The sequence below is a fragment of the Embleya sp. NPDC059237 genome, from assembly GCF_042754105.1.
Taxonomy (GTDB): Bacteria; Actinomycetota; Actinomycetes; order Streptomycetales; family Streptomycetaceae; genus Embleya.
Map to the genome: position 1 here is coordinate 1 of NZ_JBHZAE010000036.1, position 23,584 is coordinate 23,584.

Annotated in this window: 23 protein-coding genes; 10 read left to right on the forward strand and 13 right to left on the reverse strand. The window is 72.4% G+C overall.

Annotated elements, in window-relative coordinates:
- Window positions 1–138: 138 nt before the first annotated feature.
- Window positions 139–909 (forward strand): helical backbone metal receptor, encoded by a 771-nt coding sequence (locus ACFXKZ_RS50765; RefSeq protein ID WP_380014810.1) that lies wholly within the window; start codon window positions 139–141, stop codon window positions 907–909.
- A 24-nt stretch (window positions 910–933) separates the two neighbouring features.
- Here ACFXKZ_RS50765 and ACFXKZ_RS50770 read toward each other — a convergent pair whose 3' ends face one another.
- The 3 genes from ACFXKZ_RS50770 to ACFXKZ_RS50780 form a co-directional block, all read right to left on the reverse strand.
- Window positions 934–1,368: a GNAT family N-acetyltransferase gene (locus ACFXKZ_RS50770; protein WP_380014813.1), complete on the reverse strand. Its 435-nt coding sequence runs from the start codon at window positions 1,366–1,368 to the stop codon at window positions 934–936.
- A gap of 139 nt (window positions 1,369–1,507) precedes the next feature.
- Window positions 1,508–2,878: an alkaline phosphatase gene (locus ACFXKZ_RS50775; RefSeq protein ID WP_380014816.1), complete on the reverse strand. Its 1,371-nt coding sequence runs from the start codon at window positions 2,876–2,878 to the stop codon at window positions 1,508–1,510.
- 180 nt (window positions 2,879–3,058) lie between these two features.
- Complete coding sequence (locus ACFXKZ_RS50780) at window positions 3,059–3,712, reverse strand: M15 family metallopeptidase (protein ID WP_380014819.1); 654 nt, start codon at window positions 3,710–3,712, stop codon at window positions 3,059–3,061.
- A gap of 215 nt (window positions 3,713–3,927) precedes the next feature.
- Between ACFXKZ_RS50780 and ACFXKZ_RS50785 the strand changes: the two genes are divergently transcribed.
- The 5 genes from ACFXKZ_RS50785 to ACFXKZ_RS50805 all read left to right on the forward strand — a co-directional run bounded on the left by ACFXKZ_RS50785 (window position 3,928) and on the right by ACFXKZ_RS50805 (window position 8,762).
- Window positions 3,928–4,908 carry a zinc-binding dehydrogenase gene (locus ACFXKZ_RS50785; RefSeq protein ID WP_380014822.1) on the forward strand — a complete coding sequence of 327 codons (981 nt, stop codon included), beginning with the start codon at window positions 3,928–3,930 and terminating at the stop codon, window positions 4,906–4,908.
- Window positions 4,909–5,017: 109 nt separating this feature from the next.
- The gene (locus ACFXKZ_RS50790; RefSeq protein WP_380014825.1) at window positions 5,018–6,094 is read left to right on the forward strand and encodes a WD40 repeat domain-containing protein; all 1,077 of its coding nucleotides are present in this window, start codon (window positions 5,018–5,020) and stop codon (window positions 6,092–6,094) included.
- A gap of 269 nt (window positions 6,095–6,363) precedes the next feature.
- A complete protein-coding gene (gene fabG, locus ACFXKZ_RS50795) occupies window positions 6,364–7,149 on the forward strand; it encodes a 3-oxoacyl-ACP reductase FabG (protein WP_380014828.1) in 786 nt (261 codons plus the stop codon).
- Window positions 7,150–7,221: 72 nt separating this feature from the next.
- Complete coding sequence (locus ACFXKZ_RS50800; protein ID WP_380014831.1) at window positions 7,222–7,674, forward strand: MaoC family dehydratase; 453 nt, start codon at window positions 7,222–7,224, stop codon at window positions 7,672–7,674.
- Between the two features lie 71 nt (window positions 7,675–7,745).
- Window positions 7,746–8,762: an NADP-dependent oxidoreductase gene (locus ACFXKZ_RS50805; RefSeq protein WP_380014834.1), complete on the forward strand. Its 1,017-nt coding sequence runs from the start codon at window positions 7,746–7,748 to the stop codon at window positions 8,760–8,762.
- Between the two features lie 41 nt (window positions 8,763–8,803).
- On the opposite strand, the gene ACFXKZ_RS50810 is transcribed toward ACFXKZ_RS50805, so the two are convergent.
- The 8 genes from ACFXKZ_RS50810 to ACFXKZ_RS50845 form a co-directional block, all read right to left on the reverse strand.
- The gene (locus tag ACFXKZ_RS50810) at window positions 8,804–10,069 is read right to left on the reverse strand and encodes an acyl-CoA thioesterase/bile acid-CoA:amino acid N-acyltransferase family protein (RefSeq protein ID WP_380014837.1); all 1,266 of its coding nucleotides are present in this window, start codon (window positions 10,067–10,069) and stop codon (window positions 8,804–8,806) included.
- Between the two features lie 126 nt (window positions 10,070–10,195).
- The gene (locus tag ACFXKZ_RS50815; protein ID WP_380014840.1) at window positions 10,196–11,323 is read right to left on the reverse strand and encodes a PP2C family protein-serine/threonine phosphatase; all 1,128 of its coding nucleotides are present in this window, start codon (window positions 11,321–11,323) and stop codon (window positions 10,196–10,198) included.
- A gap of 325 nt (window positions 11,324–11,648) precedes the next feature.
- Entirely contained in the window at window positions 11,649–12,566 is a 918-nt protein-coding gene (locus tag ACFXKZ_RS50820) for an SDR family oxidoreductase (RefSeq protein WP_380014843.1), read from the reverse strand.
- 346 nt (window positions 12,567–12,912) lie between these two features.
- Window positions 12,913–14,097 carry an ROK family protein gene (locus ACFXKZ_RS50825; RefSeq protein ID WP_380014846.1) on the reverse strand — a complete coding sequence of 395 codons (1,185 nt, stop codon included), beginning with the start codon at window positions 14,095–14,097 and terminating at the stop codon, window positions 12,913–12,915.
- A 56-nt stretch (window positions 14,098–14,153) separates the two neighbouring features.
- A complete protein-coding gene (locus tag ACFXKZ_RS50830; RefSeq protein ID WP_380014849.1) occupies window positions 14,154–15,419 on the reverse strand; it encodes a sugar ABC transporter permease in 1,266 nt (421 codons plus the stop codon).
- Window positions 15,416–16,225 (reverse strand): ATP-binding cassette domain-containing protein, encoded by an 810-nt coding sequence (locus tag ACFXKZ_RS50835; protein WP_246126582.1) that lies wholly within the window; start codon window positions 16,223–16,225, stop codon window positions 15,416–15,418. Before ACFXKZ_RS50835 ends, ACFXKZ_RS50830 begins: the two co-directional genes overlap by 4 nt.
- 99 nt (window positions 16,226–16,324) lie before the next feature.
- Entirely contained in the window at window positions 16,325–17,455 is a 1,131-nt protein-coding gene (locus ACFXKZ_RS50840; protein ID WP_380014853.1) for a sugar ABC transporter substrate-binding protein, read from the reverse strand.
- A 498-nt stretch (window positions 17,456–17,953) separates the two neighbouring features.
- Window positions 17,954–18,460 carry a hypothetical protein gene (locus tag ACFXKZ_RS50845; protein WP_380014856.1) on the reverse strand — a complete coding sequence of 169 codons (507 nt, stop codon included), beginning with the start codon at window positions 18,458–18,460 and terminating at the stop codon, window positions 17,954–17,956.
- 146 nt (window positions 18,461–18,606) lie between these two features.
- Here ACFXKZ_RS50845 and ACFXKZ_RS50850 point away from each other — a divergent pair, with 146 nt between their 5' ends.
- Window positions 18,607–19,080: a DUF6069 family protein gene (locus tag ACFXKZ_RS50850; protein WP_380014859.1), complete on the forward strand. Its 474-nt coding sequence runs from the start codon at window positions 18,607–18,609 to the stop codon at window positions 19,078–19,080.
- A gap of 49 nt (window positions 19,081–19,129) precedes the next feature.
- Here ACFXKZ_RS50850 and ACFXKZ_RS50855 read toward each other — a convergent pair whose 3' ends face one another.
- On the reverse strand, window positions 19,130–20,008 hold the full coding sequence (locus ACFXKZ_RS50855) for an NAD(P)-dependent oxidoreductase (protein ID WP_380014862.1): 879 nt from the start codon (window positions 20,006–20,008) through the stop codon (window positions 19,130–19,132).
- 105 nt (window positions 20,009–20,113) lie between these two features.
- Between ACFXKZ_RS50855 and ACFXKZ_RS50860 the strand changes: the two genes are divergently transcribed.
- Window positions 20,114–20,494: an ArsR/SmtB family transcription factor gene (locus tag ACFXKZ_RS50860; RefSeq protein ID WP_380014865.1), complete on the forward strand. Its 381-nt coding sequence runs from the start codon at window positions 20,114–20,116 to the stop codon at window positions 20,492–20,494.
- 219 nt (window positions 20,495–20,713) lie between these two features.
- Complete coding sequence (locus ACFXKZ_RS50865) at window positions 20,714–21,433, forward strand: alpha/beta fold hydrolase (RefSeq protein ID WP_380014868.1); 720 nt, start codon at window positions 20,714–20,716, stop codon at window positions 21,431–21,433.
- A 21-nt stretch (window positions 21,434–21,454) separates the two neighbouring features.
- Here the strand turns inward: ACFXKZ_RS50865 and ACFXKZ_RS50870 are convergent, their stop codons facing one another.
- On the reverse strand, window positions 21,455–21,943 hold the full coding sequence (locus ACFXKZ_RS50870) for an SRPBCC family protein (protein WP_380014871.1): 489 nt from the start codon (window positions 21,941–21,943) through the stop codon (window positions 21,455–21,457).
- A 273-nt stretch (window positions 21,944–22,216) separates the two neighbouring features.
- On the opposite strand from ACFXKZ_RS50870, the gene ACFXKZ_RS50875 reads away from it, so the two are divergent.
- Window positions 22,217–23,416: an alpha/beta hydrolase family protein gene (locus tag ACFXKZ_RS50875; RefSeq protein WP_380014873.1), complete on the forward strand. Its 1,200-nt coding sequence runs from the start codon at window positions 22,217–22,219 to the stop codon at window positions 23,414–23,416.
- Window positions 23,417–23,584 lie beyond the last annotated feature (168 nt).

Consider the following 23,584-nt stretch of genomic DNA (forward strand, 5'->3'; position numbering starts at 1 on the left):
GCTTCTCCGGCACGCCGATGCACGGCATCCGCCCTTCGGGCTCCTCGCTGCGCTCACGCCGCGGAGCCCGACGGGAGATTGAAGACACGCCCTAGGCGCTGCTCCCGAACCGGCCGTCGGTCCCCGTAGGGTCGAGGCATGCGTGACGATCTCGATCTGCCCGTGCCGGTGCCCGACGAGGTGCGGCGGGTGGTCTCGCTGGTGCCCTCGCTCACCGAGGCGGTCGCGATGAGCGCGCCCGGCCTGCTGGTCGGCGCCACCGACTGGTGCACGCATCCCGCCGACCTGGACGTGGTCCGGATCCGGGGCACCAAGAATCCGGACCTGGACGCCATCGGCGCCCTCGCCCCGGATCTGGTCCTGGCCAATGAGGAGGAGAACCGCCCGGCCGACCTGGCCGCGCTGCGGGCGGCCGGAATCGCCGTGTGGGTCACCCGGGTTCGCGGCCTGGACGAGGCCTTCACCGCGCTGGAGCGCATGCTCGTGCTCGGCTGCCGACTGCCGGCGCCGCCCTGGCTCGCCGCGTGCCGAGCCGCGTGGGCGGGACTGCCGGCGGCCCCGCCGCGTCGGGCGATCGTCCCGGTGTGGCGGCGGCCGTGGATGGTCGCCGGCCGGGACACCTTCGCCGCCGACGTGCTGACCCGATTCGGCCTGACGAACGTGTTCGTGCGGCACGCGGAACGTTGGCCGAAGGTCTCCCTCGACGAACTCCGTGCCGCCGAGCCCGATGTGGTGGTGCTCCCGGACGAGCCCTACCGGTTCACCGCCGAGGACGGCCCGGAAGCGTTCCCCGGCCTTCCGGTCGCACTGGTCGACGGGCGCCATCTCACCTGGTACGGCCCGTCGTTGGCGGCGGCCCCCGCGGTGCTCGCCGGGCAACTGGCCGCCGCCGGCCGGTTCGACGGGTAACCCGGGGCGCGCTCGCGACGCGGCTCAGAGGTTGATCTGATACAGCACGAATCCGCGGTTCAGCGCCACCCGGTCGTAGAGCCGGCGGGCGGTGGTGTTGTCCCGGTGGGTCGACCAGTACACCCGGGAACACTCGTGTTCGCGAGCCCACTCGGTCACCGCGCCGATCAGTGCGCGGGCCACACCCCGACCGCGGGCCTCGGGCGCGGTGAACAGATCCTGGAGGTAGCAGACGTCGGGCGCGGTGGTACTCGCGTGCACCAGGAAGTGCGTGATGCCGACCAGCTTCCCGTCCACCTTGGCACCCAGCGCGTGCATCCGGGTGTCCTCGCGAAACGCGTTCCAGGCGCGGTCGAACATCTCGGGGGCGAGGGTGCGTTCGTATAAGGTGTTGTACCCCTCGAACAGGGCCTGCCAGTCGGCTCGATCCGCCGGGGTCAGCCTGCCGATGTCGACCATGCGCCACCTCTTCCTGTCGATGCGTCGGAAGATCGAAACGTTATCGGGGGCGCACGGGCACGAACGCGGCGCGGCCCGCAGGCGGGAGAGCCTGCGGGCCGCGCGCTGTCACATCCGTTCCTGTCGGTGGCGCCGCGCGTCAGCGCAGTCGCAGTGCCGCCCGGAACGTGTTGAACAGTTCCGTCTGGTCGGTCACGCCGAGCACGCGGAACGCCTGCGGGCCCTGGGCCGCGATGCGCACCTCGGTGCCGGTGTGCTCCTGCGACTTGCCGGGGGTGTTGGTCGAATAGTTGACCTTGAGCTGCACACCCTCGTTGGTGACCAGCGTCGAGGACAGACCCGGAGGGGTGGCGTCCAGCGGCACGATCTGGCTGGTGTGCGCGTGGTCCGCGGTGGTCACCACGAGCGTGTCGGGGTGCTTGGCCGCGTACTCGCGGGCGAGCTTGACCGCCTGGTCGAACGCGACGGTCTCGCCGATCTGACCGCACGGGTCGGCGGCGTGGTCCTGCTTGTCGATCGAGGCACCCTCGACTTGGAGGAAGAAGCCCTTGCCGCGGTCGTGGCCGCGGCCGGACTGCTTGGCCTCCAGCAGCTCGATCGCCTTGGCGGTCTGCTGCACCAGGGTCGGCGTGCCGGCCGGGCGGTTCGGGTTCGAGGTGACGCAGCGCTGCGGCTCGGTACCGCCGACCGCGGCGGCCTTGCCGGTCCACTCGACCGGAACGTTGACCGGGGCGAACAGGCCGAGCACCGGCTTGCCGGCCCGCGCGGCCTTGAGCGAGTCGGCGTCGGTGGCGATCTGGTAGCCCGACTCCTGCGCCTGCTGGAGCACGGTCTTGCCCGCGAACGGGCCCTGCGTGATGGTCTGGTCGAAGCGGGCCTTGCCGCCGCCGAGCAGCACGTCGAACTTGCCCGCGACGCTCTGCTCGGCGATCGAGCCGGGGCCGCCGGCGGCGATCGTGTCGGTCGGGCACTTGGCCATGTCCGCCGGGCCCTGGCAGCTGCGGTCCGTGGCGTGCGCCTGGAGGACCGCCGGGGTGGCGTCGGTCAGCTCGGCCGTGGTGACGCTGCCCGTGGCGTAGCCGTTCTTCTTGGCCAGCTCCAGGATCGTCGGCAGCGCCTTGTTGGTGTCCGGGGTCTTGGAGATGCGGCCGTTGACCGTCTTTTGCCCCGTCGCCCACCCGGTGCCGCTCGCGGCCGAGTCGGTGACGTAGTCCGGGCGCTTGTCCTTGTCGACGGCGTACGTGGTGTACGCGCCGGTGAGCGGGAACCCGTCCATGTTCAGTCGACCGGCCGCGCCGACCGAGTAGTTCCGGGCCAAGGTGATCTCGGAGTCGCCCATCCCGTCACCGAGCAGCATGATGACGTTCTTGGCCTGACCGTCCTTGATCGCGTGCCGGGCTTGATCCGCCTGACCGAACGCCGACGCCGCGCTGGGCACGGCGACGCCGGCGGCCAACACGGCGGCTGCCCCCCACGCGAGATGACGACGGGACAAACGCAGATCCGGCATTTTTCCTCCTTCGAGGTCGACGCGTTGCCGACGATGCCGAGTCCATCAGCCCGGGGGGAACCAAGGGGCGAAGAACAGATGACGTGTCGCGTACACCCGAATGTCCGTTCCCATGTCCGAACCGCGCATTCCGACCGAAGTGGCGGGATACGTTCGCGCTTCGGGTCCGGCGGGGGTGGGTCAGGGTAGTTCGTGGGAGCCGTAGAGGGCGGCTTCGGTGTTGGTGAGCAGGGCCCAGTAGCGGTCGCCGTAGGACCAGTGCCACCACTCGGTCGGGTAGTTGACCAGGCCGGCCTCGGTCAGGGCGGTGCTCAGGATGGCGCGGTTGGCGCGGGCCTGCGGGGTGATGTTCTCGGCGGCGGTGTAGCACGCGCCGGCGCTTTCCTCGGGGCTCGCGTTCATCGGGGTGCCCAGGTCGAGTTCGCGGCCGGTCGGGTCGACGAGGGTCACGTCGACCGCGGCGCCGGCGCTGTGCGGGGCGATCTCGGGCGGGGAGACGTACCGGCTGGCCGCGACGTGGACACGGTCGGCGTCCCAGTCGGGGTGCGCGGCGCGCAGTTCGGCGGCGTACTCCTCGAAGTATCGACGTTGCAGCGCCGGCGGCCGGTATCCCTCGACGAACAGCAGGCGCAGCCCGTCGGGCAGCGCCGCCTGCGCCCTGATCAGCCGGTCGAGCACGCCGACGCGCAGGAAGGTGTACGCGGCGGCCCACTCCGCCTGGCGCGGATCCACCGGCAACGACCCGTCCGCGCGCACATCCACCAGCGGCTCGCCACGATCGCGGACGGAGATGGCGGCCACGAGCGGGTCGGACATCAAGATGATCTGATCCATATGAAGATCATCTCTTGGCGGTGGCGACCCTGTGCACGGCGTCCACGCCTGTCGGCGTCGGCGCGACCCGCCCGCCGCGCCCCGGGTGCGCCCTCGGGTGTGCTTCACGGGCGAGTTGACCTCAAGTCGGCTTCATCTTTCATGGTGGCTTCCGTACGCGGCGCACGACGGTCCTTCGGACCGTGGGCGCCCACTTCGAACTCGGGAGTCACCCCATGCGCGCGATCCGACTGCATACGTTCGGCCCGGCCGAGAATCTGCGGTTCGAAGAGGTTCCGGACCCTCAGGTCGGCGAGGGGCAGGTGCGCATCGACGTCGAGGTCGCCGGTGTGCATCTGATCGAGGCCCGGCTGCGGCGCGGGGAGACGGTCGGCCCGCACCGGCCGCCGGTGTTGCCGACCACCCCCGGCGGCGAGGTGGCCGGCGTGGTCGGGGCGGTGGGGCCCGGGGTGGCCGCACAGTGGCTGGGCCGTCGGGTCGTGGCGCAGCTCGGCGACGGCGGCGGGTACGCCGAGCGGGCGGTCGCCGACCTGGCCGCGGTGCACCCGATCCCCGACGGCCTGGGTGCGGCCGAGGCGGTCGCGGCGATCACCACCGGCACCACCGCGCAGGGCGTGCTCGGAGTGGCCCGGATCGACGCCCGGGACGTGGTGCTGGTGATGTCCGCCGCCGGCGGCCTGGGCAGCCTGTTCGTCCGGGCCGCGCGGGCCGCCGGGGCGCTCGTGGTGGGGGTCGCGGGCGGCCCGGCGAAGGTGGCCAAGGTACGTGCGCTGGGCGCCCACATCGCGGTGGACTACCGCGACGCGGACTGGCCCGAGCGGGTACGGGCCGCGTCGGCCGGCCGCGAACCCACCGCCGTGCTCGACGGCGTCGGCGGCGCCCTTGGCCGGCAGGCCCTCGAACTCCTGGGCCCCGGCGGCCGGTTCCTCCTGTACGGCTGGGCCGCGGGCGAGCCGACCGAGATCACCACGCGCGACCTGGTCGAGCGGCAACTGACCGCGACGTGGGCGATCGGGCCGAACATGGTCCCGGCGGGCGGTTGGCCGGAATTGACCGCCCGCGCCCTGAACGCCGCCGCCGACGGCACGATGGTGCCGACCATCACCGCCTTCCCGTTGGCCGAGGCCGCGGCCGCGCACGCCGCACTGGAATCCCGCGCGACGGACGGCAAGGTGGTGTTGACGGTCGGGGCCTGAGCGCCGCCGTTCCGGTCGCGGTCACACCCCTTCGGTGGCGCCGGTTTTCGGCCCGCGCAGCGGGCCGGAGGCCGTGCACGTGGCGGGTGCCGATGGGCACAATGGTGATATGTCCAACGTTGCGCAGGGCGATATTTCTTGGCTCGCGACGATCGACGACGACACGTCGGCGACCTCCCCTCCGGCCGACCGCGAACCGCCTTCGCGCTGGCGGCCGGACTGGGTGACGGGCCCCTGGACGGCGACCGACCCGCCGGCGCGGACGACCGGCCGGGCCGACGGCGGGCCCGAGGGGGTGTGGATCTGCGACCTGGTCCCCGAACGATCCGCCGGCGAACCCCTGGTCGGGCACGACGCACGGGTGGCCGCGGTGACGACCGCGCTGGTCGGCGGCCGGCCGGTGGTGGTCGCCGGGACGGCCGGGTGGGGCGCCACGGTACGGGTGTTCGACCTGGACTGCGGCCGCCAGGTGTGCCGGCCCCTGGTCGGCCGGACCGCGTGGGTGGGCGCCGCGCGGGCCACCGTGGCCGGCCGCCCGGTGGCGGTCACCGGGGATTCGGCCGGTGTACGGGTGTGGGACCCGGCCACGGGTCTGCCGATCGGCGAACCGCTGATCGGATCGGTGCGGGCGGTGGCGACGGCCGAACTGGACGGGCGTCCGGTGGCGATCGTGGGCCCCGAGACGGCCCGGAACGGCGACGCGGACAATGCGGTACGGGTGATCGACCTGGCCACCGGAGCCGAGTTCGGCGCACCGCTGACCGGACACTCCTGCGCGGTGACGGACGTGGCCACCGCCGTCGTGCACGGCCGCCCGGTCGCGGTCACCGGCAGCCGGCAGGCGGCGCGGGTCTGGGACCTGGTCACCCGCGAGCCGATCGGCGCACCGCTCGCCGCCGACGTCTGCGCCGTCGCGACCGGCCTACTCGCCGGCCGCCCGATCGTGGTCGCCGGGGGCTCCACGGGCGCGACCGCCGCGACGGCCCCGATCGCCGAGACCGCCCCGACGGCCCCGACCGCCCCGACCGAGGAGCGCGGCACGGTACAGGTCTGGGACCTGACCACCCACACCCCCATCGGCCCCCGCCTCCTGTTCCCCCTCCCGGTCGGCGCTCTGACCGTGGCCCCCGGCGGCCGTGTCGTCGTCGCCTTCGGCCGAGAACTCGCGGTACTGCGCCACGGTTGACACCCCCCGGCCCAGGCCCGCGCCTCCCGGCGCCCGCACCCCCGGCGCCTGTTCGACCCGAACGAGTTCGTGGCGCGCTCTAGCCTTGATACCGACCGGTCGGTACCGTTACCGCACAGCAGAATCCCGCTACTCCACGCTCCGAGACCCGCGAGCATCGCCCGGTCGGCGCCTTCGCCCGGACGGGCGCGGGTCGCCCAAGGGGCGGTCGGAAGCGCCGTATTCGCCGGCCCTCCCGTGCCGGCGACGACCCGGAGGACCCCGCACCCATGACCGAGAACACCCCCGCGACCGCGACCTCGACCACCCCGCGCGTGGCCATCGTCACCGGCGCCGCGCGCGGCATCGGCGCGGCCACCGCCCGCCGACTCGCCGCCGAGGGCAGGGCCGTGGCCGTGCTCGACCTGGACGAGGCCGCCTGTGCCGACACGGTCGCCGCGATCGTCGCGGCCGGCGGCACGGCGCTCGCGGTCGGCGCCGACGTCACCGTCGGCGACCAGGTGGACGCCGCCGTCGCGCGCGTGGCCGACACCCTCGGCGCGCCGACCGTGCTGGTCAACAACGCCGGCGTGATCCGGGACAACCTGCTGTTCAAGATGTCCGACAGCGACTGGGACACGGTCATCGATGTACACCTGCGCGGCGCGTTCCTGATGAGCCGCGCGGTCCAGGCGCACATGACCGCCGCCGGCTGGGGCCGGATCGTCAACCTCTCCAGCTCGTCCGCGCTGGGCAACCGGGGGCAGGCCAACTACTCGGCGGCCAAGGCCGGACTCCAGGGCTTCACCAAGACCCTCGCCTTCGAACTGGGCAAGTTCGGGGTGACCGCCAACGCGGTGGCGCCGGGCTTCATCGTCACCGACATGACCGCGGCCACCGCGGCCCGCGTCGGCATGGAGTTCGAGGCGTTCCAAGAGGCCGCGGCCGCGCAGATCCCGGTCCGCCGGGTCGGCCGCCCCGAGGACATCGCCAACACCATCGCGTTCCTGACCGGCGAGGACGCGGGCTTCGTCTCGGGCCAGGTGATCTACGTCGCCGGCGGCCCGCTCTGCTGACCGCGGGGCACACCACCCAGGCGCCCGGGCCGGCCACCCCCGGCCCGGGTCCATCCCGAAGGAGCATCCACCATGCGTGTGTTCGAGAACGTCGACGAGGTGTTCGCGGCCAAGGGCGAACCACTGGGTACCGGTGACTGGTTGACCGTCGACCAGGAACGTATCGACACCTTCGCCGACGCGACCGGCGACCATCAGTGGATCCACGTCGACCCCGAACGGGCCAAGGAGGGCCCCTTCGGCACCACCATTGCGCACGGCTATCTCACCCTGTCGCTGATCCCCGTCCTGGCCGCCGACCTGTTCACCGTGCGCGAGGTGCGGATGGGCGTCAACTACGGCTCGGACAAGGTGCGTTTCCCGGCCCCGGTGCCGGTCGGCGCGCGGATCCGCGACCACGCCGTCCTGGTCGACGCGGTACGGACCGCGCAGGGCGTGCGGCTGACGGTGCGGCACACCATCGAGATCGAGGGCGTCGCAAAGCCGGCGTGCGTCGCGGACACGCTCTCCCTGCTCGTCCCCTGACCGTCCGGCATCCGTACCGCGCACGAGGTCCCGTCCGACCGCCCGCCCACGACCAAGGAGTTGCGTCCCGTATGACCACGCCCGCCGCCACGAACCGTCAGATCCGGCTGGCCGCGCGCCCGTCCGGCCTGCCCGTGCCCACCGACTGGGAGCCGACCACCGAACCGGTGGCCGAACCGGCCGACGGGCGCCTCCTGGTCGAGGTCTCGCACATCTCGCTCGACCCGGCGATGCGCGGCTGGATGAACGACGTGCGCTCGTACATCCCGCCGGTGCGGATCGGCGAGGTGATGCGCGCCGGCGGCATCGGCCGCGTGCTCGCCTCGCGGCATCCGGACTTCGCGGTCGGGGACCACGTGTTCGGCCGGTTCGGCGTGCAGGAGTACGCGGAGACCGACGGCGAGGGGGTGCGTCGGGTGGACCTGGGCATCGCCCCGCCCGAGACCCACCTGGGCGTCCTCGGCGCCACCGGACTGACCGCGTACTTCGGCCTGTTCGACATCGGCCGTCCGCAGCCGGGGCAGACCGTACTCGTGTCCGGCGCGGCCGGTGCGGTGGGCAGCGTGGTCGGCCAGCTGGCCACGTTGAAGGGCTGCCGGGCGGTGGGCATCGCCGGCGGGCCGGACAAGTGCCGCACGCTGACCGAGGAGTTCGGCTTCGACGCGGCCGTCGACTACAAGAACGACGACGTGCCCGCCGCGCTGCGCAAGCACTGCCCCGACGGCGTGGACGTGTTCTTCGACAACGTCGGCGGCACGATCCTGGACGCCGCGCTGACCCGGCTGGCCCGGGGCGCGCGGGTGATCGTGTGCGGCGCGATCTCCCAGTACAACAACACCGAACCCGGCCCGGGGCCCAGCAACTACCTTTCCCTGCTGGTCAATCGGGCGTCGATGACCGGCATGGTGGTCTTCGACTACGCCGACCGCTACCCCGAGGCGACGGCGGAGCTGGCCGGGTGGCTCGCGGACGGCCGACTCCGCGCGCGCGAGGACGTGGTCGAGGGCGACGTCACGGCCTTCCCGGAGACCCTGCTGCGCCTGTTCACCGGGGCGAACACGGGCAAGCTGGTGCTGCGCATCCGCTGAGCGGTCGGTCGTGGCCGGCGCCGGACTCGGGTCGTCGCCGCTCAGCGGGTCAGGGACGCGAGCAGGGCGAGGACCTGGGGCCAACCCTGCTCCTGGGCGGCGGCGTTGGCGGCCCGGGTGCCGCCAACGTCGAGTACCTCGTTGGTCAACGGGTGGGTATACCGGGTGCCGGCGGCGAGATAGGGAAAGGTGCCGACGCCGTGCCCGGCATCGGGGAAGACCAGGGCCCGGTGCGGGTGGGGGTTGCCGCGATCATCGAGTTCCTTGACGATCGCGCGGGCCGCATCCGCCGACGGCCACAGTCGATCGTCGGCGCCGGCGATGGCCAGGACCGGGCCGGCGACGTGGTCGAGGCGGATGTGTCCCCCGGCGAGAGCCCTGCCGTCCTTGGTCCAGGCGGGCTGCCCGAAGTTCGGGAACCCGCCGTTGGCCATGTCGGACGGGGAATACACGATTGCGCCGTGCACGACATCGGGGTAGTGCTGGGCGAGCAGCAGGGCGGCCTCGCTGCCGCGCGAGTAGCCCTGGGCCACAATGTGATCGGGATCGACGCCCGGTTGGCCGGCCAGGATGCGCACGGCGGCACGGAAGTACTCCAGTGGGATGTTCGCCAGAGTGTCGGGCAGGCCCGGGGCGTGGAAGTAGCCGAGCGCCAGGGCCGGGTAGCCGTGTGCGGCGAACAGTGCGGCGTCGGCCGCCGGACCTGGTCCTCCTTCCGAACCGCCGAAGACGAGCACGGCCGGGCGTCGAGGGGTAGCGGCGGCGGGCAGGAAGAGCGAGCCCACCACTGCATCGGCGGCGAGGGTGAGATCCCGGGCACTCACGCCGGCTTCCGTCCACTTCCTGGTCAGCGTCCGGGAGACGGGGCGACGGCCGTTGGCCGTGGCCGTGAGGGTGAGGTCGAAGCCGCTCTTTCCTCGGTACGGCGGGCGGAAGTACGCCTGTTCCGGATCGCCCGACCTCGGGTTCATCGACCAGAACAACCCCATACCGTCCGGCCTCCGGTAGGTGCCGGAAAGGGGTGCCGCCGTGTCCACATCGACCACCCCGTGGGAGTTCGCCCGAAACGTGGCGTGACCGCGCCACGGTTTCCCCTCGACATCCACCGCCCGAAGATCGACGCCGACCTTCTCCCCGGCCGTCAGCCCGCCGATCCGCATGTGCACCGCCCGGTCCACCAGCGCCGTCGGCGCGTCCACCTCGACCACCGGCCGCCCACCCGGTCCCCGCGCGCACTGCGTGGTGCCCGCGCCCAGCAGGACGAGCACCACCAGGACGCGCGCCCACCCCCGCATCCGATTTCGCACGACCTGCCCCCGTCGCATCCCCGGCCCGCATCGGCCGTGTTGTGCGTTCGTGTCGCTGTGCCGACGGTAGTCCCGATGCCCAACCGACCGCAGCGTTTTCTCGCGGCGCCCGAGGGACCGCCACCCCTACGGGCCCGCCGGCTCCGGTCCCACCGGGCGCAGCACCATCAGCGCCGCGTCGTCGGTGAGCCGCCCGCCCACGTGCGCGAGCAGCGCCTTCTGCAGACCGGCCAACAACTCGGCCGCGGACCGGTTCGGATCCGCGTGCCGGGCGACCCAGTCGCGCAGCGGGAAGAACCGGCCGGCGGCGTCCCGCGCCTCGGTGGTGCCGTCGGTGTACAGCAGCAACGATTCGTCCGGGGTCATTCGGAACCGGTACGTCGGCGCCCGGTCCTCGGCCGGCACCAGTCCGGCCAGACCCAGCGGCAACTCCGGCGGCACCTGCAACCAGCGCACCCCGGACGGGCCGATCACCGCCGGTGCCTCGTGCCCGTGGTTGGTCAGCTCGACCCGGCCGTCCCCGTCGAAGCCGACGATCAGCGCGGTGGCGAACCAGTCCGTGTCCGGCTCGCCGAGCAGCACCTGGTTGCGGCCGAAGCGCTCCAACCCCGCGCCCATGCGCCGCCCGACCCGCCACAGGTCCGGCTCGGCGTGGGCCGCCTCGTCGAACGTGCCGACCAGCGCCGCGCTCGCGCCCACCGCGGTCAGCCCCTTGCCCTGCACGTCGGCGATGAACGCGCGCGTCCCATGCGGGGTGTCCACCACGTCGTAGACGTCGCCGCCGACCTCCGCGTCCCGTTCGGCGGCCAGATAGCTGCGCTCGACCCGGACTCCGCCCACCACCGGCGGCACCGGCGGCAGCAGTGCGCGCTGGACGTGTTCGACCACGTTGCCCAGGCGCGAGACCCGATCCTGCAATCGGGTCCGGAGCCACACCGTCGTCACCGCGATCGCCCCGCCCAGCACGACCACCACGAACCCGGCCCAGTCGTGTTCGTACCCCATCGGCGCCAGCCACGGGTCCAGGATCAGGAACGTCACCGTGGCGAGGATCGCGTACACCACGGTCGGACGCACCGGGATCAGCGCGGACGCGGTCATCGGCACCAGGCACAACATCGTGTCGGTCCGGAACTCGTCCGGCGTGCCGAAGTCGACGGCCACGATGGTGATGTAGAGCAGCGCCGGAAGCAGCGGGATCACCCGCCGCAGCGCCGGCCCGCGCTCCACCTCGACCAGCGCGGCTTCACTCATCGGCTGGGCACCGTCCTGCGTCGGGCGGGCACCGCGCGGGACACCCGGAGTGGATCGGTAATCGGTCGACCACCGGGGGCGATGCCCCTCGGAACCCCTTCCCGGTCCACCCCACCCCCAGCTACGCCACACGGTGGACGGCCGTCCGGGACCACAGCGCCGTCGCGGACCGCGCGGTCGCCCCCGGCGGGGGCGGAATGCCTTCGGGGGCAAGGGAGTTGGGTTTCGACGGCAGGTGGGTTTCAACGGTATCCGGGTCGGGGTGACCGGGGCATCGGGCGGGGTCGGGACGTTTGCGGTACAGCCCGGCGCGCCCGGGCGCGGCTCAGCGGTAACCGGTCTGGTCGGCGGGGAGGTCGCGGTCCTGGACCTCGACCAGGTAGCGCCAGGCGTCGGGGCGGCTGCCGTCCGTGTCGGTGAAGCCGTAGACGCCGGCGAGTTGCCCGCTGGAGAGGGACTGGCCGTTCCAGCGGGCCACGTCGGGGTCGGCGGCCAGCGCCGCCACGGCCCGGCCCACGTACGCCGGGGACTCGGAGATGCCGAAGTGCGGCTGCACCTTCAGGGCGTCGCGCCAGTTCGCCTCGGTCACCTTGTACGCGTCGAGCATCATCTCCGAGCGCAGCCACCCCGGGGTGAGGGCGACGGCGGTGGCGCCGCGCGGGCCGAGTTCGTGGCCGAGTGCGAAGGCCATCCGCAACACCGCCGACTTGGCCAGGTCGTAGAAGAAGGACACCCGGTAGTTGTCGCGGTTGTACTCGTTGGTGCCGTCGGTCATCTCCACCACCAGGCCGCCGGGGGTGCGCAGCAGCAGCGGCAGGGCGTGATGGCCGGTGATCGCGTGCGTGTCCACGGCGAGGCGCAGGATCCGCAGCCCGTCGTCCAGGTCGTGTTCCCACATCGGGGTGTCCCAGGCGAACAACTTCTCGCCGCCCCAGATGTCGTTGACCAGCACGTCGAGGCGGCCCTGCTCGGCGTCGATCCGCTCGATCAGCGCTCGGACCCGGGCCGGCTCCAGGTGGTCGGTGGGTACCGCGATGCCGTGGCCGCCGGCGGCGGTGACCAGGTCGGCGGTGTCCTCGATGGTCTCCGGGCGGTCGTACTCGGAGCGTTGCCCGCGGGTGCTGCGGCCGGTGACGTATACGGTCGCGCCGGCCGCACCGAGCTCGACCGCGACGCCGCGTCCGGCGCCTCGGGTGGCTCCGGCGACCAGGGCGACCCGGTCGCGGAGGGTGCTCGTGGCCATGCCGACTCCCGGTGCTGCTCGTGGATCGCTGCTCCGTCGGCCGCTGCCCGGGATCGGATGCGGCGGACCCGCGTCGGACGGGCGCGGCGCCGGCGGTGAACGCCGATGGGGCGGCAGGGGCTTCGGAGTGTCGGCCGCCGGGTTCGGGGGATGCTCGGGCGCGATGCACCCTCCGGACTCGGCGGCCCGCACGAGGACCATGAAACAGGGCGCGCCACGCCGGGCGCCCCGAAAGGTCACCCGGACGGCGGATTCGACGCGCCGAGTCCACCCGATCGTGGGCGCGCCGCCGACCGCCTATCGCGCCGCCGACCACCTGTCCCGCCGCCGACCGCCTGCCGACCGCCTATCCCGCCGCCGGCGTCAGCCCCGATTCCAGGGGGTTGTCCAGCAGGCGGGCGAAGGCCAGTTCGGCGGCGCCGTACAGCGGGGCGTCGTCGCCGAGGGCCGCCGTGCGCAGTTTGAGGTGTTCGCGGGTGACCGACAGGCTGGTGCGGTTGAGCCGACTGCGCACCTGCGCGGCGGTGGCCAGGTACACCTCGCGCAGCGTGCCGCCGAACACCACCATCTGCGGGTTGAGGATGTTCACCAGGTTGGCCACGCCCAGGCCGAGCCAGTCGCCGACCCGGCGCATCCCCTCCTCCGCGTCGTGGTCGCCGCGCGCCGCCGCGTCCGCCAGACCGCCGATGGCGTGCTTCGCGGTGCCCCGGGTGAGCGCGAACTCGCCGATCTCCGCCTCCCAGCACCCGCGCGCCCCGCACCGACACGGCCGCCCGTCCGGATTGACCACCATGTGCCCGACCTCGCCCGCGTACCCGTCGCCGCCGGCCACCGGCCGCCCGGCGGACAGGATGCCGCCGCCGATGCACACGTCGCCGTGCAGGTAGATCACGTCGTCGCAGCCCACCGCCGCACCCCGGGTGTGCTCGGCCACCACCCCCAGGTCGGCGTCGTTGCCGACCATGACCACCATCCCGATCGCGGTCGAAAGCCGCTCCCCCAGCGGTTCGTTGCGCCAATCCTGGGTGGGCCCCTCGGGAATCGTGCCGTCCGAGCCGCGCACCATCGCGCACACCGCCACGCCCGCGCCCACGCACACCCCGTCGTGCGGCGCGCTCAGCCGCATCTGGGCGACGAACCCGCCGAGCGCCTCGGCCACCTCCTTCGGCGAGAACCCGCTGCCCGGGCGCTGGAGTTCGCGGCGATCCAGGATCACCCCGCCGAGCCCGACCCGGGCCGCGACCAGCCGGTCCACGCCGATCGTGAAGGCGTACACGTACACCCGCTGCGACTGGGCCCGCACCACCAGCGAGGGCCGGCCCCGCCCGCCGCCGGAGGTGTCGCGCGGCGCCTCCTCGACGATCAGCCCGGCCGCCGCGAGTTCCGTGGTCAGCGCGCCGATCGTGCTGCGGTTCAGGCCCATGCCGGCGGTCAACCGGGCCCGGGAGGTGGGGCCGAGTACGTGCACGTGGCGCAGCAGCGCCCCCAGGTTCTGCCTGCGGATGTCCTCCTGGGTGGGCGCTGCGCGCATCGGGCTGCGGACCCTGCCTTTCTCATCCGTGGCGTCGATCGAGGGGGAGGGCGGCGTCACCGCAGCCCGGCGGCTTCGGCCCGCCGCCGCGACAGGGCGTCGACCCCGGCGGCGAGGAGCAGCACGACGCCGGTCACAACGTACTTGACGCCGGCGCTGTACCCCATGAGCCCCATGCCGTTGTCGATCACCGCGACCACCGCGCCGCCGAGCACCGCGTCCAGCACCCGTCCCTTGCCGCCGAACAGGCTGGTGCCGCCGATCACCGCGGCGCCCACGGCATACAACAGCACGTTGCTGCCGCCGGTGTTGGAGTCGACCGAGTTGGCCCGGGAGGCGGCAACGATGCCGCCGATCGCGGCCATCGTGGAGCAGATCACGAACGCCGAGATGCGCACCCGGTCCACATTGATCCCGGCCCGCCGGGCCGCCTCGCGGTTGCCGCCGACCGCGTACAGGCTCAGCCCGTACGGGGTGCGGCGCAGCACGAACGTGCCGACCAGGAGCAGGATCACCAGGACCGGTACCACGATCGGCACACCGCGCAGCGAGGAGATCACCGTGTTGCGGCTGCGCTCCTGGTTGAGCACGTACACGGCGAGGCCGACCAGCACGGCGAGCACGCCGATCCGCAGGCCGGTGATCGCGATCGGCTCGGCGCTCAGCCCGCGGCGCGCCCGGCTGCGGTTGCGGCGCACGTGCACCACCCCGTACCCGGCGACCGCGGCGGCGGCCAGCAGCCAGCCGACGATCGGGGCGAGGTTGCGGTTGGAGATGGCCAGGATGGTCGAGTCGCGCACCGGCACGTTGGTGCCGCCCTTGACCAGCAGCAGCGAGACACCCTGGAAGGCCAGGAACGCGCCGAGGGTGACCACGAAGGACGGGATGCCGACCTTGGCCACCAGCACGCCCAGGACCAGGCCGATCACCATGCCCACGACCAGCGCGGCGAGCACCGCGGCGTACCAGGGCCAGTCGTGTTCGGTGAGCAGCACGGCGAGCACCGCCGCGCACACTCCGCTGGCGAAGCCTGCGGACAGGTCGATCTCGCCCAGGACCAGGACGAAGATCAGTCCCATCGCGATCACGGTGACCGCGGCGCCCTGGGTGAACAGGTTGGCGAAGTTGCCCGCGCTCAGGAACTTGGGGCGCATGATGGCGAATACCGTGCACAGCACGACCAGGCCGAGCACCGCGGGCATGGCGCCGGTGTCGCCGCCGCGCAGCCGGGCGAGGTAGTCCTTCACGTGGGCGACCACCGGTGATTCGGGGGCACCGGTCCCGCTGTTGCCGTCGGCGAGAGGCAGGGCGCTGCTCGTCATCGGTTCACTCCGTTTCGACCGGCACCGGGACCGAATGCCTCGGTCTGTCCCGACGTGATGAGTTCGACGATCTGGGAATGGGTGATCTCACCCGCGTTGACCTGGGCGGCGGTCCGGCCCAGGTAGAGCACCGCGATCCGGTCGGCGACCGCGAACACGTCGTTCATGTTGTGCGAGATGAGCACGACGGCCAGGCCGTTGTCGGCGAGCCGGCGGACCAGTTCGAGCACCTGCGCGGTCTGCGACACGCCCAGCGCGGCGGTGGGTTCGTCCAGCACCACGACCTTGCTGTTCCACAACACCGCCTTGGCGATGGCCACGGTCTGGCGCTGACCGCCGGAGAGGCTGGAGACGCGCTGGCGGATCGAGGAGACGGTACGCACGGACAGGCCCGCCAGGGTCTCCTCGGCGATCTGCTCCATGCTGTCCTCGTCGAGCACCCAGCCGCGCCGGCGTTCGCGACCGAGGAACATGTTCTGCACGATGTCGAGGTTGTCGCACAGGGCGAGGTCCTGGTAGACGATCTCCACGCCCAGGTCGGAAGCGTCGCGCGGGCTGTGCACGGTGACCGGAGCACCGTCGAAGAAGTATTCGCCGGAGTCGGCGGTGTGGATCCCGCCGATGCACTTGACCAGGGTCGACTTGCCCGCGCCGTTGTCGCCGACGAGCGCGGTCACCTGGCCCTCGTATACGGACAGGTCGACGTCGCGCAGCACGTGGACGGCGCCGAAGCTCTTGTTGACGCCGCGCAGTTCGAGCACCGGATTCGACGCGGGCGGCGGGGCGGGGGTGGGGGACAGGGCCACGATGCGGGCTCCTCGCTTGGGGGCGGCAGGGGTGGGACGCGCCGACCGGAACCGACCCTCGTGGGTGTCGGTTCCGGCACGATCGCGGGGCCCGAACGGTCAGTTGATGCCGAACTCGGTGCACTTGGCGGCGTAGGCGCCGGTGCACAGCGTGTCCTTGGTGACGTAGCCGTCGGCGACGACGTCCTTGACGTTCTCCTTGTAGATCGCCAGCGGCTCCAGGAGTACGGACGGCACGTCGCGCTTGCCCTCGGGGTCGCGCACGGTGGCGGGCACGCTGGGCTTTTGGCCCTTGGCCAGCGCCACGGCCAGGCCGGAGACCGCGTCGGCCTCCTTCTTGATCGCCTTGTAGACGGTCATGCACTGGTCGCCGACCAGGATGTTCTGCAGCGCGGTGGTCTCCGCGTCCTGCCCGGTGACCGGCACCCGGCCGTTGAGTTTCTGCTTCTTCAGGATCGAGATCGCCGCGTTGCCCAGGCCGTCGTTGGCGGCCACCACACCGGAGATGTTCGGCGACTGGGTGAGCATCTGCTCGAACATGTTGGCGCCCTCGGTGTTGTTCCAGTCCGGGACGGCCTGGTCCGGGCCCTTCACGTACTCGCCCGAGTCGAACTTCGGCTTGAGCACCCCGTCGTAGCCCTGCTTGAGCAGCGTCGCGTTGTTGTCGGTGGCCGAGCCGTTGAGCATCGCGATGGTCGGCTTTTGCGCACCGGCGGCGGACAGGCACTTCTCGATGCCCTGGCCCATCAGCGTGCCGACCTTCACGTTGTCGAAGCTGACGTAGTACTGGGCGCTGCCGCCCAGGGTCAGCCGGTCGTAGTCGATGGTCGCCACGCCCTGCGACTTCGCCTTGTCCAGTACGGCCTTCCCGGTGCCGCTGTCCAGGTTGACGATGATCAGGACGGTGGCGCCGTTGGTGATCATCTGGTCGGCGAGCGTTTGGAACTGGGACTTGTCGCCCTGGGCGTTCTGGATGTCGTAGTCGACGCCGGCGGCCTTGAACGCCTCGGTCAGGTACTTGCGGTCGTTGGTCTCCCAGCGACCCGAGGTCTTGCTGTCCGGGAGGATCACGCCGATCTTCGCCTTCTTGCCGTTGCCGCCGGGGGCACCGGACGCGCCGGGGGCACCGGAGGACCCGGACCCGGAGCCGGAGGTGTCCGAACAGGCGGACAGGGTGCCGGCGGCGACCAGCACACAGGCGGAGACGGACACGAGGAACCTCTTGCGCATGGTGGATCCCTTCGGGCACGCGCCGGTGGGGCCGGCGGGGGGACGTGATGGCGGCACGGGGTGGTGCGGCGTGCGGAGCTGTGCGCAGGGGTGAGCGGTCGACAGTCGGGCGGCGACCGCGCCGTAAATGTTGTGGGCGACAACGTAATAGCCGCACGGGGTGTCCGCCAGACCTCACGTGGGGGGAAATTAAGTTCCGAGCCACAACTTAGGGACGCGGAGGGTGCGTTCGAGGGCCCCGGCCTGGGCATTCGGGCGGGTGAGGCAACTTTTCGTGGCGTCGGCGGTGGGGGGCGTGCGGGCGCGGCGATGTGGTGTGGGGCGGGTCCGTGGCCGGCAGGACCGGTTGGTCGGCGGTGTCGGGGCGGCGGGGATCGCCCGGTCGGGCCGGGGCTACCGTGCGCGGGCCGGCGGCAGGTGGCGAAGTGCCCGGCGAAGAGGGCGTGGACGGTGTCGTGCGAAGGGCGACGGCGTCACGCCGAGAAGGGCCGGGCCGAACTACCCGACCGGGATCGTCGCGGGTCCGAAGATCGGCGTACGCGGGCCGGACCGGCTTGCGCGCGGCGATCGTGCGGTGAACCGGCGACCGGCTCGCGGGCTCGTCGCCTCGGCGGTCACCCGTCGGAGTGTCCCGCCCGGGGCCCGATCCGCCGGAGTGCGCCTCGACCACAACCGCCGAAGTCGGCCGCGTACCGCCGTGCGGGGCGCGCGGGCTCGGGGCGGCGGCGCGGTGTGGTCGTCGTCGCGCCGGGTGGGGTCGAATCGGGACGAGCGCCAGGGATCGTCGGGCGACCGCACCGGCACCTTGCGCCGCGCCTGGACCTGGATCTCCACGTAGGCGTCGTTCGCCGTTCCGTGCAGGGCCTCGTCATAGGCGGACATGGCGGCGCGAATGGCCGCGCCGCCGGTGCCCCTGCGGCGTACGCGGGCGGCGAGCCACAGGCACACACCCACCGCGGCGGCGAGGCTGCCGGCGACCAGCGCGAATCCCACCAACTCACCCATGGCACCGACCCTACGCCCGTACGGGAGGCGGGGGTTCGGGTCGCCTCGAAGTCGCGCGGAAAAGTTTGTGCGCGGGGCGTCGAGAACCCGGGGGCGGCTCCGACTTCCCGGTGACGACAACGAAACGACCGCCCGAGGAGATCGCCATGGCCCAGACCTTCACCCGCCCCGCCGCCCACGACCGTTCGACCCCGGCCTTCATCTCGACCCGGCCGGTGTGGCTGGTCAGCGTGGCCGCCGGGGCGGTCGCGGCGGTCGCCACCGAGGTGTACGGCCTGATCGCGCGCGAGCTCGGTTCGCCGATGCGGGCCGGGAACATCGGCGCGGCGACGGCGGAGCCGATCACCGTGGGGATGTTCGCCATGGGCGTGGCGGTGGCCATGAGCGTCGGCACGCTGCTGGCCGTGTTGATCGCGCGCCGAGCGGCCCGTCCGGCGCGGACGTACCTGCGCACCACCGTCGCCCTGACCGCGCTGTCCATGATCAGCCCGATCCTGGCCGGCGACACCGCGATCTCGACCAAGCTCATGTTGTGCGGCGCCCACCTGGTGGCCGCGGCCGTGGTCGTCCCGACCGTCACCCGCCGCCTGGCGGACGCCGACCGCGCCCCCCGAGCCTGAACCCGGTGGGGCAGCGGCACCCCGGGGGGCGTGGTCGTGGCCGTGGCCGTCAGTCGTCGAAGGAGGCGAGATATGTGGCGGCCATGTCCTTGTCGCCGTGGCCCTGTTCGGAGGCGCGGTGGAGGCGTTCGGCGCCGGCCGCGACGACGTCCACGCGGACGCCCGCGTGCTCCGCGGCCTGCAGGACCAGTCGGGCGTCCTTCTCCGCGTTGTCCACGGTGAAGGACGGGGTGTATTCGTTCGCGAGGATGGCGCCGCCCTTCAGGTGGAAGTACGGGTTGTCCAGCGGGCCGCCGGTGATCGCGTCGAAGACCAGCTTCGGGTCCACATCCAGGCCCTTGGCCAGCGCCAATGTCTCGCCCACGCCGTGGGTCAGCGCCAGGACCCAGGTGTTCAGGACGAGCTTGAGCCGGCTCGCGGTGCCGGACGTACCGTCCTCGCCCACCCACATGGTGCGCTGTCCGATCGTGTCGAACAGCGGCTGCACCCGGTCCCGAATGCCCGGCTCGCCCGCCGCCAGGATCACCAGCTTCCCCTGCTCGGCCGGTCCGCGGGTGCCCTGGACGGGGGCGTCCACGAGGAACAGGCCCTGGGCGCGGGCGAATTCGGCCAGCTCGTCGAACGCGTCCACGCCGACCGTGCTGACCTGCACCCACGTCGTGCCCTTGCGCAGGCCCGGGGTCGCCGCGCGCATCGCGTCGAGCACGCGCGGGCCGTCGTTGAGCGCGGTGAGCACGAAGTCGGCGCCGGTGACCGCGTCGGCCGGGGTCTCGGCCGCGGTCACCCCGTCGGCGACCAGTGCCGCCGCCTTCTCCGGACTGCGGTTCCAGGCCCGCACGGCAAACCCGGCGCGCGCCAGGTTGCGGGCGAGGGCGGCACCGATGATGCCGGTGCCCAGCACGGCGATGGTCGGACGGGTGTTCGTCATGAGTGCACTCCCCGTGGGGTGGTTCGAAAATCTTCGTACCTCGGTACCGTAGACACCGACGGCATACGCCGGCAACCGGGATCGGACCGAGGAGTGGGATTCGGGATGCCTGTTCAGATGCCCCACCCGTCACTCGACGAGGTGGCGCTGAGTGCGGTCTTCGCCGCGTTGTCCGACGACCACCGACGCGGCGTGGTGGTCACACTGGCCGCCGATCCGGATCGCGAACTGCCGTGCACGGCGCTGTCCGTACCCGGCTCGAAGTCCACCCGCTCGTACCACTGGAAGGTGCTGCGGGAAGCCGGCCTGATCGTCCAGCGCAACACCGGCACGGGCATGACCCTGCGCCTGCGCGCGGAAGAATTCAACGCCCGCTTCCCAGGCCTCCTACCCAACCTCCTCCACCTCGAAGGCATCACCCCCACCAACCCCACACCCGAAGCCCCCACACCTGCCGGTCCCACCGAGCCAAACCCCCGGCCCTGATCACAGCCCAGCCCCTACCTCCGCAAGCCCCAACCCCTCCACCCCGCCACGCGCCCACCCCCGCACACCCGCCCGCTTCGCGTCCGCTCCGTGCTTCGCGTCCGCCCGCGTTCCGTCGCCGCCGTCCGCTTTGCGTTTGCCCCGCGCTTCGCGCTCGGCGTTCGGCTTGGGCTTTGTGGGCTGTTCCGTTGGTGTGTGGGTCCTCGGTATGGTCCGAATATGGGTGAATCGAGTGGTGTGGTCGGCGTGGTCGAGGTCGACGGGGTGCAGCTGGTTCATGAGGTCTGGGGGGATCCCGCGGCTCCGCCGATCGTGTTGTTGCACGCGCTCGGGGAGGACGCCGCGGACTGGGACGAGATAGCGCGCCGCCTGGCCGACACCTGGCGGGTGTACGTCGTCGAACTGCGCGGACACGGGCGCAGCGACCGGCCCGGCAGCTACTCGCTCGAACTCATGCGAGACGATCTCCTCGGCTGCCTGGACGCGCTGGGCTTGGCTCGGGTGGACCTGATCGGCCATTCGATGGGCGGCATCGTGGCCTACCTCTTCGCCCAGGAACACCCGGACCGGATCAGGCGGTTGGTCCTGGAGGACGTCTCCGTCCCGGTGCCGCGCGAGGCGGTCGCGCCAACGCGGCCGGAGGGCGAACTCGGCTTCGACTGGGACATGGTGATCGCCATCCGCAAGCAGATCGACAGCCCCGACCCCGCCTGGTGGGACCGCCTCGGCCTGATCACCGCCCCCACCCTCGTCGTCGGCGGCGGATCGGGCAGCCACATCCCCCAGGAGCGCATCGCCGAATGGAGCCGCCGACTCCCCGACGTGCGCGTCGTCACCATCCCGGTCGGCCACCTGGTGCACGCCGCCGAACCGCACGCGTTCACCGAGGTGGTCCGATCCTTCCTCGCCGCCCCGGACGCCCGCCGCCCGGCGCCCTGAACCCCGAAACGCCGCCTCGCGCTACGCGCCGAACCGCAGCGGTTCGTCGGTCTCCAGCACCGTCTTGAGGTTGGACAGGATCATCGGCCACCCTTCCCGAATGCTCGCCAACATCTCCGAGCCGGGCGCGAACCCATCGTGCAGGACGCGCAGCGCCACCGCCTCGCCGACCGGCACCAGGTCGAACGCGACCTTGGACACCGGCTCCAGTCGAAGCTCGGCCAACTGCTCCGCGCTCCACCCGAACATCTCGGCGATCTCGGGTTCGTAGTTGTGCCAGGTGTACGCCAGCCGTCGTGGCGCCTCGGCCTCCAGGACCACCTGGCCGGCGTCGCGCGGGGCCGTCCGGGGGGACATCGACCAGCGTACGGTCGAGCCGACGGCCCAGTCCGACTCCGGCCCGGAGCCGTCGAACCAGCGCTCGATCTCGGCCCGTTCGGTGAGCGCGCGCCACAACACCTCGGGGGTGGCGCGGATGTAGATGACGTAGTCGAACTGCGTGTCGGACACGGAGCCTTCTCCCAGGTGGGGCGGCATCGGTCGCGGACGTGACCGGATGCCCGGGGGATCGCCTGCGTTCCACTATCCGCCGGCGCGCCCCGCGACACCGGCACTCTGCTCCCGCGCCACGCCGAAGCACCCCGCCGAACCACCCGGGAGTGGTCCGATCGGCCGATCGAACCGCGCGGCGGACCGGTGCGCCGCAGGATGTAGGCGTGCGCGGTCACCGACTGCGACCGAAGGGTGATGCGCCGGAGCGGGGCGGCGGCCAGTGTTCGGGGTATGCCCGCATTCTCACTGCTTCGCAGACTGCTGCCACCGGCGCTCGCGCTGGTGTTGCCGATCGCGGTGGCCCTGCCCGCCGCCGCCTCGCCCCCGCCCGCGCGGACCGTGCTCGCCACCGATCCCGTGCCGGGCGGACCGCGTACCTCGCTGCCGCACCCGACCGGGCCCTACGGGGTCGGCCGACAATCCCTCCACCTGGTCGACCCGAGTCGGACCGATCCGTGGGTGCCCGAGGCGGGGGCGCGTGAACTGATGGTCGGGATGTACTACCCCGCCCGCCGCGGGACCGGCACACCCACGCGCTACGCCACGGTCGACGAGGCGCGGCTGATGTTGGCCGACATCGGGATGGGGGACGTATTCCCCGCGGAGGTGTTGAGCACGACCGCCACCGACGTGCGGGCCGACGCCCGCCCCGCGCCCGGCCGGTATCCGCTGGTGGTGCTCTCCCCGGGATTCGGCTATTCCGTGTTCACCCTCACCGGCCTCGCCGAGGATCTGGCGAGCCGGGGCTACGTGGTGGCCGCGATCGACCACGCGTACGAGTCGGTGGGCACCGCGTTCCCCGGCGGCCGGATGCTCACCTGCGTGGCCTGTACGAAGGTGCGCACCGAGGAGGACTTCGTCGCGGCCACTTCCGGCCGGGGCCGGGACATGTCGTTCGTGGTGGATCGCCTCACCGGGGCCGACCCGGCCTGGCGGTACGCCGACCTCATCGACCGGCACCGGATCGGCGCGGCCGGCCACTCGATCGGCGGCGCGGGCGCGGCGGCGGCGATGGCCGGCGACACCCGGATCCGGGCGGGCGTGAACATGGACGGCGCCTTCCACTCCGCCGTGCCCGAAACCGGCTGGGGCAAACGGCCGTTCCTGCTGTTTGGCACCGACGACGACACCCACCGTCCGGGCGGCGACGACCCGAGCTGGGACCAGGCGTGGACCCGACTGGACGGCTGGAAGCGGTGGTTGACCGTGGCGAACGCCACCCACTTCAGCTTCAGCGACTTTCCCGTCTTCCTCGACCAACTCGGCCTGCCCGGCGGCGGATCGGCGACGACCCTGCCGGGTGCGCGGGGGCTGGACCTGACCCGTACCTACCTTGCCGCCTTCGTCGACCGCCACCTGAGGCATCTGCCCCGACCGCTGCTCGACGGCCCGACCCCTGCGAACCCGGAAATCCGGTTCAACAACCCCTGACCGGCGACTCCGACGGACGACCCGCGACCCGCGACCCGCGACCCGTGAACGAGGATGGCCCGGCGGCGTCGCGTGGTCGCCGCCGGGCTCGGGAGGCATCGACCGAAAGGGGGTCGATCGATGCCGGGCACGGGTTCTTCCTCGGGTGGGATTCGGGTGGGGATTCGG

Bases quoted from the DNA above. Each gene is read 5' to 3' on its own strand.
- ACFXKZ_RS50790 (WP_380014825.1), top strand. From the start codon at position 5,018: ATGTCCAACGTTGCGCAGGGCGATATTTCTTGGCTCGCGACGATCGAC.
- ACFXKZ_RS50845 (WP_380014856.1), bottom strand. From the start codon at position 18,460: ATGGGTGAGTTGGTGGGATTCGCGCTGGTCGCCGGCAGCCTCGCCGCC.
- ACFXKZ_RS50875 (WP_380014873.1), top strand. From the start codon at position 22,217: ATGCCCGCATTCTCACTGCTTCGCAGACTGCTGCCACCGGCGCTCGCG.
- ACFXKZ_RS50855 (WP_380014862.1), bottom strand. From the start codon at position 20,008: ATGACGAACACCCGTCCGACCATCGCCGTGCTGGGCACCGGCATCATC.
- fabG (WP_380014828.1), top strand. From the start codon at position 6,364: ATGACCGAGAACACCCCCGCGACCGCGACCTCGACCACCCCGCGCGTG.
- ACFXKZ_RS50805 (WP_380014834.1), top strand. From the start codon at position 7,746: ATGACCACGCCCGCCGCCACGAACCGTCAGATCCGGCTGGCCGCGCGC.
- ACFXKZ_RS50775 (WP_380014816.1), bottom strand. From the start codon at position 2,878: ATGCCGGATCTGCGTTTGTCCCGTCGTCATCTCGCGTGGGGGGCAGCC.
- ACFXKZ_RS50840 (WP_380014853.1), bottom strand. From the start codon at position 17,455: ATGCGCAAGAGGTTCCTCGTGTCCGTCTCCGCCTGTGTGCTGGTCGCC.
- ACFXKZ_RS50800 (WP_380014831.1), top strand. From the start codon at position 7,222: ATGCGTGTGTTCGAGAACGTCGACGAGGTGTTCGCGGCCAAGGGCGAA.
- ACFXKZ_RS50770 (WP_380014813.1), bottom strand. From the start codon at position 1,368: ATGGTCGACATCGGCAGGCTGACCCCGGCGGATCGAGCCGACTGGCAG.
- ACFXKZ_RS50780 (WP_380014819.1), bottom strand. From the start codon at position 3,712: ATGGATCAGATCATCTTGATGTCCGACCCGCTCGTGGCCGCCATCTCC.
- ACFXKZ_RS50815 (WP_380014840.1), bottom strand. From the start codon at position 11,323: ATGAGTGAAGCCGCGCTGGTCGAGGTGGAGCGCGGGCCGGCGCTGCGG.
- ACFXKZ_RS50785 (WP_380014822.1), top strand. From the start codon at position 3,928: ATGCGCGCGATCCGACTGCATACGTTCGGCCCGGCCGAGAATCTGCGG.
- ACFXKZ_RS50850 (WP_380014859.1), top strand. From the start codon at position 18,607: ATGGCCCAGACCTTCACCCGCCCCGCCGCCCACGACCGTTCGACCCCG.
- ACFXKZ_RS50860 (WP_380014865.1), top strand. From the start codon at position 20,114: ATGCCTGTTCAGATGCCCCACCCGTCACTCGACGAGGTGGCGCTGAGT.
- ACFXKZ_RS50825 (WP_380014846.1), bottom strand. From the start codon at position 14,097: ATGCGCGCAGCGCCCACCCAGGAGGACATCCGCAGGCAGAACCTGGGG.
- ACFXKZ_RS50820 (WP_380014843.1), bottom strand. From the start codon at position 12,566: ATGGCCACGAGCACCCTCCGCGACCGGGTCGCCCTGGTCGCCGGAGCC.
- ACFXKZ_RS50830 (WP_380014849.1), bottom strand. From the start codon at position 15,419: ATGACGAGCAGCGCCCTGCCTCTCGCCGACGGCAACAGCGGGACCGGT.
- ACFXKZ_RS50865 (WP_380014868.1), top strand. From the start codon at position 20,714: ATGGGTGAATCGAGTGGTGTGGTCGGCGTGGTCGAGGTCGACGGGGTG.
- ACFXKZ_RS50765 (WP_380014810.1), top strand. From the start codon at position 139: ATGCGTGACGATCTCGATCTGCCCGTGCCGGTGCCCGACGAGGTGCGG.